Below are 15,062 nucleotides of genomic sequence, written 5' to 3'. Positions count from 1 at the left end.
TAACAAGCTGGTGAAGGGGACCCATGAGGACCGTGTTCACGACCTGCCCGCTGTGCGAAGCGACGTGCGGGCTGGAGCTGACGGTCGAGGGCGACCGCATCACGAAGGTGCGCGGCGACCGCGAGGACGACTTCAGCAGGGGCTTCATCTGCCCCAAGGGCGCCTCCCTCGGCACGCTCGACGCCGATCCCGACCGGCTGAGCACCCCGCTGATCAAGCGCGACGGTGAGTTCCGGGAAGCGACCTGGGACGAGGCCTTCCGCTACATCGACGAACGGCTGAAGGACTTCCCGGACCGCGACACGATCGCGATGTACCTCGGCAACCCGGTCGTGCACTCGCTCGCCGGCGGCCTCTACGCCGGGCCGCTGCGCAAGGCGCTGGGCAGCCGCAACGTCTTCACCGCCAGCACGGTCGACCAGATGCCCAAGCACGTCCAGTGCGGCCACATGTACGGCAGCATCTTCTCGATCCCGGTGCCCGACATCGACCGCACCGACTTCATGCTGGTGCTCGGCGCGGACCCGTTCTCTTCCAACGGCAGCCTGTGGACGGTCCCGGACGCGCCCGGCCGGTTCAAGGACCTGCAGAAACGCGGCGGTTCGTTCGTCGTCGTAGACCCGCGCCGCAGCCGCACGGCCGCAGCCGCCGACCAGCACGTCGTGATCCGGCCCGGCACGGACGTGTTCCTGCTGCTGGCGTTGATCCACGAGCTGTTCGCGCAGGAACTCGTCGACCTCAAGGACCTCGCCGAGCACGTCACCGACCACACGGTGATCCGTCAGCACGTCGCGCCGTTCACCCCTGAGGCCGTTGCGGAACGCACGGGCGTTGAGGCCGCCACGATCCGTGCGCTCGCACGGCAGTTGGCTGAAGCGGAACGCGCTGCTGTGTACGGCCGTATCGGCACCACGACCGTCGAGTTCGGCACGGTCGCGTCGTGGGCGGTCGACACGCTCAACATCCTCACCGGCAACTTGGACCGGCCCGGCGGCGTGATGTGGCCGTTGCCCGCGCACAGCAAGCGCGGTGCGGGCCGCGGCAAGGGTTTCGGCATCGGCCGCTGGCACAGCCGGGTCAAGGGCCACCCCGAGGTGATGGGGGAGTACCCGGCCGTCACGATGGTCGACGAGATCGAGACGCCCGGCGACGGCCAGGTGCGGGCGCTGTTCACGATCGGCGGCAACCCCGCGCTGTCGTTGCCGAACTCCGCCAGGGTGAACGACGCCCTGTCCGGGCTGGACTTCATGGTCAGCGTCGACCCGTACCTCAACGAGACGACCCGGCACGCGGACGTCATCCTGCCGACGCCGCCGCCGTCCCGCCGCGACCACTACGACATCGCGTTCCTCAACAACTCGGTCCGCAACGTCGTGAAGTACTCGCGCGCGGCGATCCCGCTGGAGGAAGGCAGGGTCGACGAGACGGACATCTTCTTCCGGCTCACCACGATCTTCAGCGGCCTGGGCGCCGAGGCCGATCTCGACGCCATCGCGGCCTTCCAGCTGGCCGGCCTCAAGCAGAAGGCCGGTGCCGACTTCGAACCCGAGGGCGCGACGCGCGAGGAACGCTTGCTGGACCTCAAACTCCGCACCGGCCCGTACGGGGTCTCGCTCCAGCAGCTGCTCGACAATCCGCACGGCATCGACCTCGGCCCGCTCACCCCGCGCCTGCCGGAGATCCTGCGCACGGAGTCCGGCCGGATCGAACTGACCCCGCAGCCGATCGTGGACGACTTTCCGCGCGTGCTCGAAGCGTTGGCACACCCCGAGACCGAGATGGTGCTCGTCGGCCGCCGGCACCTGCGGACCAACAACTCCTGGATGCACAACGTGCCCGCGCTGGTGAAGGGCAAGCCGTTGTGCACGCTGCTGGTCAACCCCGGCGACGCCGACCGCCTCGGTCTGGAGGACGGCAGGTCCGCCCAGGTCACCTCGCGCGTCGGCAAGATCGAGGTGCTGGTCGAGGTCACCGCCGACATCGCGCCCGGCGTCGTCTCGATGCCGCACGGCTGGGGCCACGACCAGCCCGGCACACAGCTCACCGTCGCCCGTGAGCACGCCGGCGTGAACGTCAACCTCCTCACCGACGACCTCCGCATCGACCCGCTCTCGGGCACCGCCGTGCTGAACGGCACCCGTGTGCAGGTCGTGCCCGCCTAAACCATGAACGGCGCTTTTGTGGACCTCAGGTCCACAAAAGCGCCGTTCATGGTTGCCAGAATCCCGCAAGATCCGAACAGGAGCCGCCATGACCGCCGGAGTCACCAGCCCGAACGCGGTGCAGACCGTCCGCCGGATAGCCGACCTGCCGTTCCTCGCGGAGCAGGCCTACGGCGACGCGGTGGCGTGGCGGTTCAAGCAGGACGGCGAGTGGCGTGAGCAGACCTACGCCGAGATCTCCGAGCTGGTGCTGGACCTCGCCTCTGGGTTCGTCCACGCCGGACTGAAGCCGGGCGACCGGGTCTGCGTGCTGGCCAACACCCGTCCTGAGTGGACGGCGGTGGAACTGGCCGTGCTCGCGGCGGGCGGCATCGTCGTGCCGATCTACCCGTCCAGCACGTCCGAGGAGATCGCCTGGGTGGTCGGCGACTCCGGCGCGTCGATCGTGGTGGCCGAGGACGAGGCCCAGTGCGTCAAGGTCGACGCGGTGCGCCCGGAACTTCCCGAACTGCGAACAGTTTTCACGATCGACCCGGCTGGTGACCGCCCGCGGGTGGCCGAGCTGCAGGACACCGGCCGCACCGCGCCGCTGGCCGCCGAACTGGACACCCGCCGGGCCGCGATCAGGCCGGAGGACCCGAGCCTGATCATCTACACCTCGGGCACCACCGGTCCGCCCAAGGGATGCGTGCTGACCAACGCGAACTGGGTCGCGTTGTGCCGTCTCGCCGAAGAAGCCCGCATCGACGCGATGACCGGCACCGTCTACCTGTTCCTGCCGCTCGCGCACGTCTTCGCGCAGATCGTCATGTTCAGCACCATGTACCGCGGCGGCGCGCTGGCGTACTTCGGCGGCGACATGACGGCGATCGTGCCGGAGCTGGCCGAGGTCCGGCCGACCTTCCTGCCCTCGGTGCCGCGGATCTTCGAGAAGATCTACACGTTCGTCACCTCGGCCGTGCCCGCGGAACAGCTCGCACAGGCCGTGACGCTGGGACTGGAGGTGCGGCGGCGTCGTGCCGTTGGCGAGTCCGTCCCTGCCGAGATGGCAGCGGCGTTCGAACAGGTCGACGCGCTGTTCGCCAAGGTGCGCGCGGTGTTCGGCGGTCAGCTCGTGCAGGCGCTCTCCGGTGCCGCGCCGATCTCGCGTGAGGTGCTGCAGTTCTTCCACGCGGCCGGCGTGCCAGTGCTGGAGGGCTACGGCATGACCGAGTCCACCGCGGTGGGCACGATCAACACGTTGAACCGTTTCAAGCTCGGCTCGGTCGGCGCGTCCGGCATCGCGGGCCTGGAGATGAAGGTGGGGGAGGACGGCGAGCTGCTGATGCGCGGCCCGCACGTGTTCGCCGGCTACTGGCGCAACGACGAGGCGACGGCTGCCACGATCCAGGACGGCTGGCTGCACACCGGCGACCTCGGGGAGATCGACGCGGACGGTTTCGTCACGATCACGGGGCGCAAGAAGGACATCATCATCACCGCCGGTGGCAAGAACATCGCGCCGGCGAACGTGGAGAACGTGCTGCGCCAGTCGCGCTGGATCTCGCACGCCGTGCTGTTCGGCGACCGCAAGCCCTACTGTGTGGCCCTGATCACACTGGACGCCGACGAGATCGTGCCGTGGGCGACCGCGCGCGGCTTGCCGTCCGACCTCGAATCTTTGGTGGGTCACCCGGACGTGCGAACGCTCGTGCAGGGAGTTGTTGACGAAGCGAACTCGCACTTCGCCAGTGTTTCCCAGGTGAAGAAGTTCGCGCTGCTCACCCGCGATCTGTCGCAGGAGGAAGGTGAGCTCACCCCGACGTTGAAGGTGAAGCGCACGGTGGTGCACCGCGTTCACTCTGGGTTGTACGAAGGGCTCTACGAGTAACCCGTACGTACGAGAAATCCAAAAACAGGTACATCCACCCTGGCGGATTCCGTCCGCTCAGGGCAGAGTGGAACACCAAGCGGTGCCAGGCCCCCTCCCCCCTCGGGCCCAGCCGCTTCGCGGCCCCGGCTCACGGCGTACTCCCCCCAGACGCCCTTGCCGGGGCCGCCTTGCATTTTGGGATGAAGGGCTCCTTCATCCACCTCAGGTGGATGAAGGAGCCCTTCATCGCAGTTACCGGCGCGGTGGTGTGGTGGTGCCCCGCACGATGAGTTGCGTCTCCGCCACGATCTGCGGAACCTCGGTGTTGTCCGAGTCCAGCCAGTCGAGCAACAGGTTCACGGCCGTGCGTCCCGCCTGCGCCACAGGCATTGCCACCGTTGTCAACGCGGGCGAGCACAGCGCCGCGTACGTCAGGTCGTCGAACCCGGTCACCGACACGTCGCCGGGAACCGAGATTCCGCGGTCCCTGAGCCGCGCCAGGACGCCCAGAGCCATGATGTCGTTGTAGGCGACGATCGCGGTCGTATCGGCCGCCACGGCCAAGTCAGCGGCCTGCAATCCGCCTTCGTAGCGCGGCGCGAACGGTCCGAGATCCACCAGATCCACGCCGTGCTGGGCAACCGCCGACAACAGGCCCCGGCGACGCTCCTGGTTGGACCACGAGGTGCGCGGCCCGTTCAGGTAGGCGATCCGCCGGTGTCCCAACGCGACGAGGTGGTCGATGATCGCGTGCATTCCACCCGCCGAGTCCATCAACGCGGCGGGCACGCCGGGCAGGCGCCGGTTCAGCAGCACCAGCGACGTCGCGCCGGCCACCTCGTAGACCTGCGAGTCCTCCAGGCCCGGCGCGCACAGCACGACGCCGTCGACCTGCTTGGCCATCGCGTGCACGAGCTTGGCCTCGGCCACCGGGTCCTCGTCGCTGTCCGCCACGAACACCGCGTAGTCCGCCTGCATCGCGCGTGCCTGCACGGCCTTGAGCACGCCCGTGAAGAACGGGTTGTCGAGGTCCGGCACGACGATGCCGATGTTGCCGGTCTTGCCGGTGATCAGCCCTCGAGCCGCCCGGTTGGGCTGGTAGCCGAGGTCGGAGGCGGCGGCCAGCACCCGTGATCTGGTCTCCGGGCGGACCAGTTCGGGGGAGGTCAGCGCACGCGAAACGGTGGCGACCGATACGTGCGCCCTGCGTGCCACGTCGCGGATGGTGACTGCCACTGGTTACCTCACCCTCGAACTGCCGGTTGAAACAATCATGACGGGTCAGGTGTCAGGCCGGGTCCTTGAGTCTGGTCACGAGCTGGGTCGGGTTCACGAACCTGAGCGCGATCACCAGCAGGACCAGCATGGACGCCGTGTAGATCACGGCCATCGAGTCGACCATCTGTTGTGGCCTGATGCCCGCGGACGACATGGCCTCGTACAGCGACACCACCAGCGTCTGGCTGGTCGGACCGGCCGTGAGGAACGTCAGTTCGAACATGCCCACCGTCCGCACGAGCACCAGGATCGACGCCGCCAGGATGCCTGGTACGAGCAGCGGCGCGAGCACGCGGGTGAAGATGGCGAACGTGGTGGCGCCGCACATCCGGGCCGCCGACTCGATCTTCGTGTCGATCTGCTCGATGAACGGCGTCATCGTCAGCACCACGAACGGCACGGCCGGCACCAGGTTCGCCGCGATCACGCCGAACATGCTGCCCGCCAGGTGGAACTTGTACAGCACCGTCGCGAGCGGGATGCCGTACGTCATCGGGGGCATCAGGATCGGCAGCAGGAACAGCACGTTGAGCAGCTTCTTGCCGGGGAAGTTGCGGCGCGCCAGTGCGTAGGCAGTAGGAACTCCGATGAGGACGGAGATGACGACGACCGAGATCGCGACCTGGAACGTCACGACGAGCACGTCCAACAGCCGGTAGTCGCGCCACGCCTCGCCGTACCACTTGCCGGTGTACCCATTGGGCAGCCACGTGCCGAACCACGACTCGGCGAACGAGTTCGTGACGACGGCGCCCACGATGCCGATCAGGTTCAGCATGAAGAACGCCAGAGCGCCCCATGTCAGCCACACGGACGGACGAGCAGCGAGCCTCATCCCTTGCCTCCCGTCGCACCGCGGTAGAGCGTCGTGCGCCAGATGAGCACCACGCCGATCACGATCAGCATCACCAGCGCCATCAGCATCGCGATCGCCGAGCCCAGCGCGAAGTCGTTGTCCCGCAACGCCGTCTCGTACGCGGCGATCGACATCACGTGCGTCTCACCGGCCGGGTCGCCGACCATGACCGCACTCGGGAACACGGAGAACGCGAGCACGAACGAAAGACAGAACGTGACGGCCAGGCCGGGTGCCAGCAACGGCATGGTGATCGTCCGGAACCGTTGCCGCTTCGAGGCTCCCAGCGTCGCCGCGGCCTGTTCGAGCGTGGGGTCGATGCCGGACAGGTACGACAGTGTCAGCAGGAACGCGAACGGGAAGCCGGTGATGATAAGGCTGAACAGCACGCCCCAGTAGTTGTGGGTCAGCTTCGCCGGCTCGTCCGCGCCCAGTGCCAGCAGGATCCGGTTGAACCACCCCGTCGGCCCGAAGAACGCGAGGAGCCCTTCCGCCGTCAGCACGGTGCCGAGGGTGATCGGGATGACGAGCAGTGTGGTGAGCGCTCTCTTGCCCCGGAACCGGCCGCGCATCCGGAACGCGATCGGGATGGACGCGAGCACGTTGAACAGCGCCGCCGGCAACCCGAGCCGCAGCGTGATCCAGACGGTCTCCGCCAGGTACTCGTCCTGGAAGAAGGTGACGTAGTTCTGGAACGGGCTGCCGCCGCCCTTCGGCTGGAAGCTGAGCTGCAACCCGTACAGGAACGGGTAGACGAACAGCAGCACCACGAACACCGCGCCCGGCGCCAGCAGCCACAGGACGCGGTCGACGCCCTTCTCGGCCAGCCGATGCTTGAGTGAAGCCCTCTCCATCACGGTCGTCATGTGAACACCAGGACGCGTTCGGTCGGCACCTTCAGCCGGATGGTGTCGCCGGGAGCCAGTCGTGAGTTCGTGCGGACGTGCAGCTGTTCGCCGTTCTTCAGTCGCGCTTCCACCGCCTGCTCACGGCCGTGGTACTCGACGATCTCGACGGTGGCTTCGAGCGTGTTGTCCCCGGCCTCGGTGACGACCGTGAAGTCCTCGGGCCGGACCGCCGCGACAGCCTTGTCGGACAGCTCTTCCCGTTTGACGCCAACGAGTTCGATGCCGTCCTCGGTGCGGACGGTCGCGTTCTCGCCGTCCTCGGCGGTGACGGTCACCGGGATCATGTTGCGGTAGCCCATGAATCCGGCGACGTACCGGTTCACCGGGTGTGCGTAGACCTCCTCCGGCGAACCGACCTGCTGCACCTCGCCGAGCCGCAGGACCACGAGACGGTCGGCGAGGGCCAGCGCCTCCTCCTGGTCGTGCGTGACGTAGACGGTGGTGAGCCCCAGCGACTGGTGCAGCCTGCGGATCTCGGTGCGCATCTCCAGGCGCAACGCGGCGTCCAGGTTGGACAGTGGTTCGTCCATCAGCACCAGTGGTGGTTCAAGGACGATCGCGCGGGCGATCGCCACCCGTTGCTGCTGGCCGCCGGAAAGCTGTGCCGGGAACTTGTGCTCGTGTTCTTCGAGCTGAACGAGCCGCACGGCCTCGTCCACCCGCCGGTTCAGCTCGGCCTTGGCGGTCTTGCGCATGGACAGCCCGAACCCGATGTTGCGCCGCACCGACATGTGCGGGAACAGCGCGTAGTTCTGGAACACCATGCCGAACCCGCGCTTCTCCGGCGGCAGGTCGTCGATGCGCCTGCCGTCCAGCGTGATCCGCCCGCCGGTCAACGGCAGCAGCCCCGCCAGGCAGTTCAACGCGGTGGACTTCCCGCAGCCGGACGGCCCGAGCAGGGCGACGAACTCGCCGCCCTTGATCGTCAGGTCCATGCCCTGAAGGGCAACGGTGTCCCCGAACGCCCGCCGCACGTGGTCCAGGTGCAGCTCGGCAAACCGTTGCCCGGAGATGTGAGGGCTCATTTCTTGCCGATCTCCCTGTCCCACCGCTGGAACGCCTTCACCTGCTGCGCCGCCGGAAGCGAGGTCTCCTTGGGGTTGTCCGTGATCAGCTTGTCGTACTCGGCGCGGCCGAACTTCGCGATCGCGTCCTGCGACTCCTGCGGCGCCATCTTCAGCGTGACGTCCTTGACCGCCGGACCGGGGTAGAAGTAGCCCTTGTCGTAGGCCTTGGCCTGCTGCTTGGGATCCAGCATGAACTTGATCAGGGCCAGGTTCGCCGCCAGCACGTCACCAGAGACGCCCTTCGGCACCACCGCGTAGTGCGCGTCGGTGACCCAGTGGAAGCCCTTGAAGGTCGCGATCTTCATGCCCTCCGGCACCGAGCCGAGCACGCGCGGGTTGATGTCCCAGCCGGTGGTCGAGGCGACCATCCACGACGTGCCGTTCGCCAGGTTCTTCATGACATCGGTGGTGCCGCCGGGGTAGTTGTCGACGTACTGCCCCAGTTCCTTGAGGTACGCCCAGGTCTTCTCCCAGCCCTTCTCCGGGTCCTTGGGGTCCGAGTCGCCGAGCAGGTAGGGAAGTCCCATCAGGAACGTCCTGCCAGGACCGGAGTTCGCGGGCCGCGCGTACTGGAACTTGCCGGGGTGCGCCTTGGCCCACTCCAGCAGTTCGGCGGGAGACGTCGGAGCGGTGGGCACCTTGGCCGGGTCGTACTCCAGCAGCGGCCCGGCGGGGTAGTAGGTGACGGCGACACCCTGGCCCTGGGCGAGCTTCTGCATTTCCCAGGCGGGCGGGAGGTAGGTCTTCTCGAGGTCCGGCAGCTTCGCCGAATATCCGGGGAGCAGTTCGTAGACCAGTTTCTGCTCGATCACCGAGGACAATCCGTCGGTACCGGTCAGCACGAGGTGGGTCTGGGAGGTGCCGGAGTTCTGCTCGGCCTTGAGCTTGCCCGGCATGTCCGGCGCGGTCGCCTTGGTGTAGTTGACCTTGCTGACGAAGTCGGGGCTGGCCTTGACGAACTCGTCGATCATGCCCTGGGTGAGCTGCAGGTTGCCGGCCACGTCGAGGACGTTGAGCTCGACCGGTTTCGACGGCTTGTCCGGCACTGTCGTGGGTGCGTCCTGCGCCTGCGGGGTCTCCGGCGCACCACACGCGGTGACGACCAACAGGGCGGGGATGACGAGCTGTAACTTCCTTGTCCAGCGCATCTGGGGGCTCCCTAACTGACTCTGGACCTGGCGCTCGAAAACGTTTACGGTTTTTCTGTAACACTCGTACACCCGCCGCCAGCCGAACGCAATGCCCGCCGCCGCACCCTCCGTTCCCAACGAAAGTGGGAGGCTCCTGTGGCACCCCGTTCACGGCGGCTGCCGGTCACCAGAACCGGCATCCTGGCCACTGCGCTCGCAGTGGCGGTGACCTCGCTCGTGTCCGCCGCACCCGCGGCGGTCGCAGCCGATGTCCTGCTGTCCCAAGGCAAGCCCGCGACCGAGTCGGCGTCCGGCGGTGCGAACTACGCGCCGAAGAACGCGGTCGACGGCAACTCGGCCACGCGCTGGGCCAGCAAGTCGAACACCGATCCGGCCTGGCTTCGCGTCGATCTCGGCGCGTCCGCGAACATCAGCCGGGTCCGGCTGCAGTGGGACCTCTCGTGCGCCAAGGCGTACCGGGTCGAGACCTCTGAGAACGACTCGAGCTGGACGTCCATCCACAACACCGCCGACGGCAAGGGTGGTGTCGAGGACCTGGCGGTCACCGGGCGGGGCCGTTATGTCCGCGTGTACGGCACGACGCGTTGCCGCACCGGCACCTCGTACGGCTACTCCCTGCAGGAGTTCCAGGTCTTCGGCAACTCCGGCCCGGTCGACCCGGAACCGCCGTCGGCCCCGGCGAACCTCGTCGCGTCAGACATCAAGTCCGACTCCGCGAAGCTGACGTGGACGGCCTCGACGGACAACGTCGCGGTGACCTCGTACGAGATCTACAACCTCGGCCAGTTCGTGAAGTCCGTGCCGGCCACGCCGACCTCGACGGTGATGACGGGCCTGAAGCCGAACGTCACGTACGGCTTCTACGTCAACGCGAAGGACGCGGCGGGCAACATCTCGCAGGCGTCCAACACGGCGGAGTTCAAAACCCCGCCGGCCGAGGACGACCCGATCCCGCCGACCGCGCCGAAGAACCTGCGTTCCACCGGCGCGACGGCGAACTCCGTGTCGCTGGCGTGGGACGCGGCGACGGACAACGTCGGCGTGACCCGCTACGAGATCTACACCGGAGTGACGAAGGTCGGTGACGCGACCGGCACGTCCGTGACCATCGGCGGCCGTGCGGCCAACACCGAGTACACCTTCACCGTCAAGGCTTTCGACGCCGTCGGCAACGTCGGCCCCGCCTCGAACGCGGTGACGGTGAAGACCAGGTCCGGTGGCGACCAGGTCGGTGCCGTCACGCAGATCGCGACCGACAACGACGTGCCGTGGGGCCTCGCTTTCCTGCCCAACGGTGACGGCGTCTACTCGCGCCGCGACGCGCAGGACATCGTCAGGATCACGCCGTCGGGCACCAAAACGACTTTGGGCAAGGTCCCCGGCGTTTCCGGCACCAACGGCGAGGGCGGTCTGCTCGGCATCGAGCTGTCGCCGACGTTCGCCTCGGACGGCCTGATCTACGTCTACCACACGGCTTCCGGCGACAACCGGATCGTGCGGGCGAAGATCGAGGGCAACTCGCTGACCGGCTGGACCACGTTGCTGACCGGCATCCCGCGCAACAAGTTCCACAACGGCGGCCGCCTGCGCTTCGGTGCCGACGGCAAGCTCTACGCGGGCACCGGCGACGGCCAGAACGGCGCGAACGCCCAGAACAAGCAGAACCTGGGCGGCAAGGTCCTGCGCCTGAACCCCGACGGCTCCGTGCCTTCGGACAACCCGTTCTTCAGCGAGGGCGGCAACGCGCGCTACGTCTGGACGTACGGCCACCGCAACGTCCAGGGCCTCGCCACGGACTCGCAGGGCCGCATGTGGCAGGCCGAGCTCGGCAACTCGAACATGGACGAGGTCAACCTGCTGCAGAAGGGCGGCAACTACGGCTGGCCCTCCTGCGAAGGCACCTCCGGCTCGTGCGGCGGTTACGTGGCACCGAAGAAGACCTTCTCGGTCGGCTCCGCGTCCCCGTCGGGCCTCGCGATCGTGAACGACGTGCTGTTCCTGGCCGCCCTGCGCGGCGAACGTCTGTACCGCATGCAGATCAACGGCTCGTCGGTCGGCACCACCACGTCGCACTTCCAGGGCACCTACGGCCGGCTGCGGACGCCGGAACCCGCCCCGGACGGTTCGCTGTGGGTCACCACGTCCAACGGTGACAAGGACTCCACCGCGGGCAACAGCAACACCAAGATCTTGAAGGTGGCGCTGAACTAGCCGCACTTCCCTGACTGGAAGCCCCTGGACACCTCGTCCGGGGGCTTCCTCGCGTAACGGCGAGGTGAGCAGGACCGACCTGGGAAGGGGAGGAGGTGACCGCGATGAACTGGCGCGCCGTCCTTGTCTCGCTCGGGTTGTTCGTGGTGTTGGTGACTGTGTGTTTCCTCGTTGTTCTCAACGAGAACCAGCACGCATCGGCTCCGGTCACGACGTCACCTTCGACGCCCCCGTGGCCCACGTCCACGCCCGATCTCACGGGGTGGCCGATCACCCCGACACCGTGCGATCCGTTGTTGCCATGCGCCACACCACCCACGACGCGGTCCGCCACGCCGTCCACCACGAGGTTCCAGCTCGCGGACGGCCAGGTCGTCTACCGCGCCCCGTCGCCCATGCGCGTCAACGAGGCCCAGCGCGTCACCGTCCGGGTGGCCGGCCGCGACGTGCCGCCCGACCTGACGTCCGGTCTGCCCGGCACCGGGCGCGTCTCCGTGGCGCCCGCGAAGGTCGGCAGCGCGCTCACCGCCCATCTGAGCGGCCCGGAATTCCAGATCACCAGCGTCGGTGGCGACGACGGTCAGCGCGAACTGCCCGACGGAGGGTTCGCCGAGTGGGCGTGGGACGTTCGCCCGCAGAAGAGCGGCAGCCTGCGCCTCGACTTCGTGCTGTACGTCGCCAAGGACACCGGTGGCGTCCCGATCCACTACCGGACTTACGCGCACGAGGTCGAAGTCGAGGTCAACTTCTCTTACAGCTTCGGGAAGTTCATGAAGGACTACGGCGCTTTGACCGGTTTGAGCGTGCCGGTGATCGCGGGCGCCGCGTGGACGTTCATCCGCTGGTTGCGCAAGAAGCGCGAGAAGCCGGAGCCAGTCGAGGAATAGCTCTCTCCCCACTTCAACATATAGCGCACCTGGGGGCTTGCGGCAAGACCCCGTTCATGCTGCACACTCTCCGGCCTCAGCCAGATTCGGCGAACACTGGGGAGTTCGAAGTGCGTGTTCTGTTGGCAGGGTGGGGTTCGCGTGGGGACGTCGAACCGCTGATCGCGCTCGCCGTGGCGTTGCGGACCGCGGGAGCGGAGGCGGTGGTGTGCGTGCCGCCGGACGAGGAGTTCGAGCACAGGCTGGCCGAGCACGAGGTGCCGTTCGTCCCGTTCGGACAGTCGGTGCGCGAGCTGGTGACCAGCGGGCGGGTGGATCCGCCCACCGTCGCGGCCGCGCTGGTCGACGAGTGGTTCGGCCCGGTGGCGCGGGCGGCCGAGGGGTGTGACGTGATGGTGGTGACCGGCCTGATGCCGGCGGGCGCGCGGTCGGTGGCCGAAAACCTGGGGATCCGTTACGTGCTGGCGATGTTCCACACCATCTCGCTGCCGTCGCCGCACCGCAGGCCGTCGGGACGACCGGGCAAGCCGCTCCCGCCGGAGGAGACCGACAACCGGGTGCTGTGGGCCATCGACGCGGAGAACGTGAACGCGATGTACGGCCCGCCGCTGAACACCCACCGGGCGGCGCTGGGCATGCCGCCGGTGGACAACGTCCGCGACCACGTCTACACCGGCGAGCTGTTGCTGGCGGCGGACCCGCTGCTGTGGCCGGCGGAGGAACTGCTCGGCCTCGAGGTCACCCAGACCGGCGCCTGGATCCTGCCGGACACCCGGCCGCTCGCGCCCGACCTGGTCGCGTTCCTGGAAGCGGGCGAACCGCCGGTGTACGTCGGCTTCGGCAGCATGCCGATGCACACCTCGAAGGACATCGGCCAGGTGGCCGTGGACGCGGTCCGCGCCCAGGGGCGCCGCGTGCTGCTGGCCCGCGGCTGGGCGGACCTGGCCCGGATCGACTCCGCTGACGACTGCTTCGTCGTCGGCGAGGTCAACCAGCAGGAACTGTTCCGCCGCGTCGCCGCTGTGGTGCACCACGGCGGTGGCGGCACCACGACGACCGCGGCCCGCGCCGGTGCGCCTCAGGTGATCGTGCCGCAGATCGTGGACCAGCCGTTCTGGGCCCGCCGGGTGGCAGAGCTGGGCATCGGCGCGGCGCACGACGGTCCGACGCCGACCTTCGAGTCGTTGTCCGTCGCGCTCAAGACCGCCCTGGCTCCGGAGACCCGGGCCCGCGCGACCGAGGTGGCGGGCAAGGTCCGGGCGGACGGTGCGGAGGTGGCCGCGAAGTTGTTGGTGGGCTAGAAAAACGCCTTGAGGGGCACTCCAGGTGGAGTGCCCCTCAGCGTCTAGGCGGACCGCGTCCGCCGGCGGCGTATGAAGATCGTGGTGACCACGTACGCCAGAAACACCAGCTGTGCACCGACCACGGCTCCAGTGGCCCACACCGGCGTGCCCTCGGGAAGTGCTCCCAATGCCAGCGTCGGTCCGGCCACACCACCAACGGTGGCGATGGTCAGCGACATCGAGTCGGTCAGGTCGTTCAACCGGCCCGACGGTCCTGTGACGGCCACGGCTTTGTCGTCGAACTCGATGCGCAGCTGTGCCGTGTCGCCAGGCTCTTCGTTCGGTTCCGGCTCGCCCAGGTCCGGAGCCTCAACACTTGCCTTCACAAGTGTCCCTTTCTCCCCGTGGCACACCGTTGCACCCGACTTGAATGCGGCGGCCAGGCAGACCGTCGCGATGTCGTCAGACGCCTCGCCCCCCGGCAAGGCTTCCGACGCCGATGTCGCGCGGTCTGTCGTCAGCATAGCGCCATACAGACAGGCTTCCGCAACCGATTCGCCACATTTTCTGTGTCAAAAAGTGGCCGAAGGTGTGGTGATCTGCGAGGATGGAGGCATGACTCAGCAGGACAAGCCGGCCGTCGTCGAGCGCGTCAACGTCGCGTTGATCGCGGACTCGGCTGCCGCGCTGGGCAAGCTCCAGGCGCGCACCGGCATGAAGAAGGTCGACATCGTGAACCGCGCGGTGCAGCTCTACGAGTTCGTGGAAGCGCAGATGCGTGAGGGCAACGAACTGGTGGTGCGGGACGAGAACGGCATCGACCGCATCGTCAAGATTTTCTGACCGTGAGCCCGTCCAGCAGCAGTTCGATCACCCGTCGCGGGTTGTAGCGCGGGTCGTCGTCCCGGCCGATGCAGAGGTTCCCGATGCCGCGCATCAGCTCGTACGGCTGGATGTCCTTGATCTCGCTCGCCTCCAGCAGCTCGGCGCACACCGGCCCCAACCGGTCGATGAAGTACGCGTGCAGCGACTCGAACCCGCTGCTGTCGGACTGCAGGGCGTTGGCGAGCCCGTGTTTGGTCACCAGGAAGTCCACGAACAGGTCGACCCACGCCCGCAGCGCGGCGAACGGTGAGTCCGAAGTGGACAGCAGCTCCGGTCCCGCCTGCGCACACGCCTCGACCTGGTGGCGGTAGACGGCCACGACGAGGTCGGCGCGGGTGGGGAAGTGGCGGTAGATCGTGCCCATGCCGACGCCCGCCTCGGCCGCGATCTCGCGGATCGGCGCGTCGACGCCGGACCTGACGAACACCTCTGCCGCGGCCGCGAGCAGCGTCTGCTCGTTGCGCACGGCGTCGGCCCGCTTGCGTGGTGGCACGCGCACTCCCCTCGGACGGATCGGTTGAC

The 15,062-nt window shown here is 67.9% G+C and carries 13 protein-coding genes; 6 read left to right on the top strand and 7 right to left on the bottom strand.

Features of this window, described 5'->3' with window-relative positions:
* Positions 1-23 precede the first annotated feature (23 nt).
* Together B0F77_RS40125 and B0F77_RS40120 are read left to right on the top strand one after the other, a co-directional pair.
* A complete protein-coding gene (locus B0F77_RS40125) occupies positions 24-2,162 on the top strand; it encodes a molybdopterin oxidoreductase family protein (protein WP_086668296.1) in 2,139 nt (712 codons plus the stop codon).
* An 88-nt stretch (positions 2,163-2,250) separates the two neighbouring features.
* Positions 2,251-4,032 carry an AMP-dependent synthetase/ligase gene (locus tag B0F77_RS40120; RefSeq protein ID WP_086668295.1) on the top strand — a complete coding sequence of 594 codons (1,782 nt, stop codon included), beginning with the start codon at positions 2,251-2,253 and terminating at the stop codon, positions 4,030-4,032.
* Positions 4,033-4,266: 234 nt separating this feature from the next.
* On the opposite strand, the gene B0F77_RS40115 is transcribed toward B0F77_RS40120, so the two are convergent.
* From B0F77_RS40115 to B0F77_RS40095, 5 genes are read right to left on the bottom strand one after another with little or no spacing between them, the layout of a single operon-like run.
* On the bottom strand, positions 4,267-5,250 hold the full coding sequence (locus B0F77_RS40115; RefSeq protein ID WP_086668294.1) for a LacI family DNA-binding transcriptional regulator: 984 nt from the start codon (positions 5,248-5,250) through the stop codon (positions 4,267-4,269).
* 52 nt (positions 5,251-5,302) lie between these two features.
* Positions 5,303-6,127, bottom strand: coding sequence for an ABC transporter permease (locus tag B0F77_RS40110; protein WP_086668293.1), 825 nt, complete (start codon positions 6,125-6,127; stop codon positions 5,303-5,305).
* Positions 6,124-7,014 (bottom strand): ABC transporter permease, encoded by an 891-nt coding sequence (locus B0F77_RS40105; protein ID WP_086668292.1) that lies wholly within the window; start codon positions 7,012-7,014, stop codon positions 6,124-6,126. The genes B0F77_RS40110 and B0F77_RS40105 overlap by 4 nt, the downstream gene beginning before the upstream one ends.
* Positions 7,011-8,081: an ABC transporter ATP-binding protein gene (locus B0F77_RS40100; RefSeq protein WP_086668291.1), complete on the bottom strand. Its 1,071-nt coding sequence runs from the start codon at positions 8,079-8,081 to the stop codon at positions 7,011-7,013. Before B0F77_RS40100 ends, B0F77_RS40105 begins: the two co-directional genes overlap by 4 nt.
* Positions 8,078-9,271: an extracellular solute-binding protein gene (locus tag B0F77_RS40095; RefSeq protein WP_086668290.1), complete on the bottom strand. Its 1,194-nt coding sequence runs from the start codon at positions 9,269-9,271 to the stop codon at positions 8,078-8,080. Before B0F77_RS40095 ends, B0F77_RS40100 begins: the two co-directional genes overlap by 4 nt.
* Before the next feature lie 138 nt (positions 9,272-9,409).
* Between B0F77_RS40095 and B0F77_RS40090 the strand changes: the two genes are divergently transcribed.
* From B0F77_RS40090 to B0F77_RS40080, 3 genes are all read left to right on the top strand, one after another.
* Positions 9,410-11,485, top strand: a complete 2,076-nt coding sequence (locus B0F77_RS40090) for a PQQ-dependent sugar dehydrogenase (RefSeq protein ID WP_245849286.1) — start codon at positions 9,410-9,412, stop codon at positions 11,483-11,485.
* 104 nt (positions 11,486-11,589) lie between these two features.
* Positions 11,590-12,372: a DUF3422 domain-containing protein gene (locus B0F77_RS40085; protein WP_143467172.1), complete on the top strand. Its 783-nt coding sequence runs from the start codon at positions 11,590-11,592 to the stop codon at positions 12,370-12,372.
* 110 nt (positions 12,373-12,482) lie between these two features.
* Entirely contained in the window at positions 12,483-13,673 is a 1,191-nt protein-coding gene (locus B0F77_RS40080; RefSeq protein WP_086668288.1) for a glycosyltransferase, read from the top strand.
* Positions 13,674-13,717: 44 nt separating this feature from the next.
* Here the strand turns inward: B0F77_RS40080 and B0F77_RS40075 are convergent, their stop codons facing one another.
* The gene (locus tag B0F77_RS40075; RefSeq protein WP_086668287.1) at positions 13,718-14,041 is read right to left on the bottom strand and encodes a hypothetical protein; all 324 of its coding nucleotides are present in this window, start codon (positions 14,039-14,041) and stop codon (positions 13,718-13,720) included.
* A 229-nt stretch (positions 14,042-14,270) separates the two neighbouring features.
* On the opposite strand from B0F77_RS40075, the gene B0F77_RS40070 reads away from it, so the two are divergent.
* Entirely contained in the window at positions 14,271-14,498 is a 228-nt protein-coding gene (locus tag B0F77_RS40070) for a ribbon-helix-helix domain-containing protein (RefSeq protein WP_086668286.1), read from the top strand.
* On the opposite strand, the gene B0F77_RS40065 is transcribed toward B0F77_RS40070, so the two are convergent.
* The gene (locus B0F77_RS40065; protein ID WP_086668320.1) at positions 14,485-15,033 is read right to left on the bottom strand and encodes a TetR/AcrR family transcriptional regulator; all 549 of its coding nucleotides are present in this window, start codon (positions 15,031-15,033) and stop codon (positions 14,485-14,487) included. The genes B0F77_RS40070 and B0F77_RS40065 overlap by 14 nt on opposite strands.
* Positions 15,034-15,062: the final 29 nt, after the last annotated feature.

This window comes from Lentzea kentuckyensis (assembly GCF_002150765.1).
Classification (GTDB): domain Bacteria; phylum Actinomycetota; class Actinomycetes; order Mycobacteriales; family Pseudonocardiaceae; genus Lentzea; species Lentzea kentuckyensis.
The sequence above is the reverse complement of the archived record's forward strand: the minus strand, read 5'-3'. Positions and strand labels throughout refer to the sequence as shown.